This window comes from Trinickia sp. (assembly GCF_057351765.1).
Window position 1 is genome coordinate 1 of the sequence record NZ_JBMRBK010000001.1, and the last position, 3,917, is coordinate 3,917.

The following is a 3,917-nucleotide window of genomic DNA, read 5'->3' on the forward strand; positions in this document are numbered from 1 at the left end:
CTTTCTCGGCGCCGGTTTCTCCCTGGTACGCATACGAAGCGAGACCCGGTTCCTGGCGGAGTGTCCGAGACACTTGCTAGGTCGTTTTCGCGCCAACAGCGTGCTGATGACGAGCGGGATTGGATTGCTGATCTTTTCCGCTCCGACCGTGTATGGCGGGGCTCCGGTTGCCGGCTTGTACGTTGCGATGGCCAGCGTCGTCGCTGTTTCGGCGCTCGGCTTGCTGCTCGTGACAAAGCCGAGCGGTCGCACGCCCGGGTCCCCGGCTTAGCAGCAAACGTCGCCTAAGAACCGCTCCTTCGCACTGCGCGCGTCCGTTCGGGGTGTTCGCTACGAAAGCGCGTACTCAGCACGCGATGCGCAATATCTAATATGGGTATCCCTACGCTACGCGTTTTGCCGCATATACAACGTCGGAGACGCCATGTTACGACGCGATATCGCAACTGTTGCGATGGTTGTGGAAACAACAAAATGCGCAGATCATCGCGATCAGATATCACTGCGAGACATATCGTTCGACCTCGCTCGCGGCGACGTTTGCAACTGGCACTCAGCCGGAAGTGCTGTATCGCGCTTCTACAATGCAATGTCGCTGTTTTTCCCTAAAGGGGAAAAATTCTTCATCAACAGCGTCCGTGAACACCGTAAGCATGTGAAAGAAGAGCGCCTGATCTCGGATGTCAGCGGCTTTATGCAACAGGAGGCGGCTCATAGCCGGGAACATCGGGCGTATATCGGTGCGATGGTCGCAAGCGGTTATGAAGTCGACACGCTCGACATCAGGATGTTTTCCAAGCCGCTCGAAAAGGTTGCACCGCGGCGCAGGCTTGCGATGACAGTCGCGATGGAACATTTCACGGCGTCGCTGGCGCATCAGATTCTGTCGAGCGGCGCCATCATGCGAGGCGATAGCGAGTTTGGCGCGTTGTGGCGCTGGCACGCCGTCGAGGAAATCGAACATAAATCGGTGGCGTTCGACGTCTTCACCTCGGCATACGGTCGGGGAGTGGGGGCATACTTTCTTCGTTGTTCCGCGGCGATACAGGTGACGATCGGCTTTATGCGAAGGCTGTTCGTCAACGTTGCGCGCCTGGCGGAGCAGGACGGCGCTTCATGGAGAAGCTGGCTCGCGTTGTTGCGCTACCTGTGGGTGGCGCCGGGCTTGTTTCGCCGTATGACGCCGGCTTTTTTTGTCTACTTTCACCCGAAGTTTCACCCTTCCAATACGGACGACCGTCGCCTGATCGCCGCATGGCGTGACGCGGCCGCAAGTTCCGCTTCGCGCGAGTGGGGCGGCTGCTCATGAATGTCTCGTTGACCATCGAGCTACCCGTGTACGCCGTCCGTGTCTACTATGCGGACACGGACGCGGGCGGAGTGGCTCATCACACCGCCTATTTAAGGTGGTTCGAGGCAGCCCGCTCAGAATGGCAGTGTGCCGTCGGGTGCTCGGCTCGCGAGCTTCAGGACATCTATGGCGTTGCACTCGCGGTGGTGGATGCAACGCTCCACTATCTAAAGCCCGCGGCGCTGGACGAGCGGCTGTTGGCGCGCGGAAATGTCTCCGCGGCCAGCCGCTGCAGCCTGCTCGTCAGTCAGACGCTGATGCGAGACGAGACTCCATTGGCAACTGCCGAGTTCAGACTCGCCTGCGTCAATGTCGCGACGCAACGTCCCGCGCCATTGCCCGATGCTTTGAAGGCCGCGCTTTCACACGAGATCGCACCGGTGTGACATTGCCGATATTGGCAGTTCACGCACTCCGCGCCTACTGTGTCTGGCCGTCCAACACCGCTGTCAAAGTTTCCAGCCCTCGGCGCATACTGGTAAGCGCATCGCTCAAGCGCTCAAATGCCCAGTTGTTCGTTCCCGCCTTCCCGACCTCTCTTCTGAATTGCGCAGTGGCGTTTTGAAAAGAAATTTGGCGCTCGCGAACGGTTCGGCTGAAGTCCGATGACGGAGTGGTTCTTGTCTCGTCGATCAACAACGCGAAAGCTTGGTTCGCTTGCTGAGTTCCTTCGTCGATATGCTGCTCCGCTTTTGTCAGGTGCTCAGACAACCCATCGTTTTGATATTGATTGGAAAGAACTCCCTCCAGCGCTGCTTCCGCTTGTCCAAATGCTTCCAGACATGAGCGCAATTGCATCCGCGCTTGAACACGCGGCGAAAGCGCGGTCGATGTGGCATCGGATAGGTGCACCGGTTGTTCGGCTGGCAGCTCAACGGGGGCAGGCGTATGGGGTGATTCGTCGGGTTCCGACCGGACGAGCGTTTCGTCTGCAAACCGCGCAGACTGCTCTGCCATCTCCCGCAGTTTCTCGCGATCGTCCGGGTCCGTGATGTCGAGTTCACGGACGGCATCGTCGAGTGTCCAAAGTCCCGCATCGAATTTCGTGCCGGCTTGACTCAGCTCACGCGGGGTGAGCCTTTGGGCGTTGCCGGGACTTGCCGCATCCGTTACGACAGGAAAACCGGCATCGCCGCGGGCCGCGCGTTCACGGCCTGAATCGCCGGGAGGCTCTGGCGCCGACGGGTTAACCGGGACCTGTCGAGTCTCCGGCGTGACTGCGTCTTGCCGCGGCCGACCAGGAGGGTGGGTCGCCTCATCTGTCTGGGCGAATGTGCCCGCCCGCCGGTTATCGAGCGCGTCGCTGATGGACCGTCGGTTCAGTCCGGCGAGCAGCCCGGTCGCGGCAGGGGGCGCGTAGGGGGATTCGGCATCGGCGCGGCCATCCAGGTTCCGCGACGGCACCCCCTCTTCCTGCGCGCCGAGGCCATCGAGCCCGTCGAGCCTCCGAGAGATAGAAGATCCACCGTTCGGAACATTCGTCATATCCGTTGTACGTAAGACGTAGTTGTCTACCATCATCGCCGATGCACCCCGCATCGAGACGAAAGCCATGCGAAAGCGATGCTTACGAACCGAAGTTGCAGCTTTCCCGGCCAGCCCTTCTCCGCGCCGGCAGAACTGTGACCTGCCGCACGTCCTAATTTCCCGCCACGCCAAGCTGCACGGTCCAGCGCAGATATAATGCGTTAATGACCGCCCATCATCAGACGTTTCACGTCGCCGTCGTCGGCGGCGGCCTCGTCGGCAAATGCGCCGCGCTTGCGCTCGCACAACACGGACTGCGTATCGCCCTGATCGCGCAGCCTGCCGCGCCGCGTCCGGCCGACATGCTTTTCGATGCACGCATCTACGCGCTCTCAGCGAGTTCTCAGGCACTGCTGGAACGTCTGCGGGTCTGGCAGGCGCTCGACCACGATCGTCTGTCACCCGTCTACGACATGCGGGTCTATGGCGACGCCCAGGCGGAACTCCATTTCTCGGCGTTCCAGGCGGCTGTGCCGCAGCTCGCCTGGATCGTCGAATCGTCGCTGGTCGAACATTCGCTCGATGCCGCCTTACGCTTCCAGCCGCACGTGACCTGGTTCGACACGCGGGCGCAAGGGCTCGATGTGAAAACCGATGCCGCCATGCTCGCACTGGCCAACGGCGTCGTGATCGAAGCCGATCTCATCGTCGGTGCGGACGGTGCCCATTCGTGGGTGCGCGCCCAGATGGGGGCCGAGGTGACGCGGCGCGACTACCGGCAAACCGGTGTCGTGGCGAACTTCAAAGCATCGAAGCCGCACGGCGAAACCGCTTACCAGTGGTTCACGGAAGATCGCGAGATCGTCGCGCTGCTGCCACTGCCGGGCGGCCATGTGTCGCTCGTCTGGTCGGCTCGCGCCGATCACGCGCGCGAGCTCGTCGCGCTTGCGCCGGCACAGCTCGCAGCCGCGGTCGAACGGGCAACGCATGGCCGGCTCGGAGAGCTCGAATGCGTCGGCGCCGCGCACGGTTTCCCGCTTTCGCTGCAGCGTGTCGATCGCCTCGTCGCGCCGCGCGTGGCGCTCGTCGGCGATGCCGC

Annotated in this window: 5 protein-coding genes; 4 read left to right on the forward strand and 1 reads right to left on the reverse strand. The window is 61.8% G+C overall.

The window, feature by feature from the left end; genetic code table 11:
- From ACO1XS_RS00005 to ACO1XS_RS00015, 3 genes are all read left to right on the forward strand, one after another.
- A partial coding sequence (locus ACO1XS_RS00005) for a hypothetical protein (protein ID WP_486389769.1) occupies window positions 1–271 on the forward strand: 271 nt, incomplete at its 5' end.
- A 153-nt stretch (window positions 272–424) separates the two neighbouring features.
- Window positions 425–1,309, forward strand: a complete 885-nt coding sequence (locus ACO1XS_RS00010) for a metal-dependent hydrolase (protein WP_486389770.1) — start codon at window positions 425–427, stop codon at window positions 1,307–1,309.
- Window positions 1,306–1,737: a YbgC/FadM family acyl-CoA thioesterase gene (locus tag ACO1XS_RS00015; protein WP_331568863.1), complete on the forward strand. Its 432-nt coding sequence runs from the start codon at window positions 1,306–1,308 to the stop codon at window positions 1,735–1,737. The genes ACO1XS_RS00010 and ACO1XS_RS00015 overlap by 4 nt, the downstream gene beginning before the upstream one ends.
- A 34-nt stretch (window positions 1,738–1,771) precedes the next feature.
- Here ACO1XS_RS00015 and ACO1XS_RS00020 read toward each other — a convergent pair whose 3' ends face one another.
- A complete protein-coding gene (locus ACO1XS_RS00020; RefSeq protein WP_331568861.1) occupies window positions 1,772–2,905 on the reverse strand; it encodes a hypothetical protein in 1,134 nt (377 codons plus the stop codon).
- Between the two features lie 137 nt (window positions 2,906–3,042).
- Here ACO1XS_RS00020 and ACO1XS_RS00025 point away from each other — a divergent pair.
- Window positions 3,043–3,917 (forward strand): FAD-dependent monooxygenase (locus tag ACO1XS_RS00025; RefSeq protein ID WP_486389771.1); only part of this gene is annotated, 875 nt, incomplete at its 3' end.

Coding starts and splice junctions, on each gene's coding strand:
- ACO1XS_RS00020 (WP_331568861.1), bottom strand. CDS start 2,905: ATGGCTTTCGTCTCGATGCGGGGTGCATCGGCGATGATGGTAGACAAC.
- ACO1XS_RS00010 (WP_486389770.1), top strand. CDS start 425: ATGTTACGACGCGATATCGCAACTGTTGCGATGGTTGTGGAAACAACA.
- ACO1XS_RS00015 (WP_331568863.1), top strand. CDS start 1,306: ATGAATGTCTCGTTGACCATCGAGCTACCCGTGTACGCCGTCCGTGTC.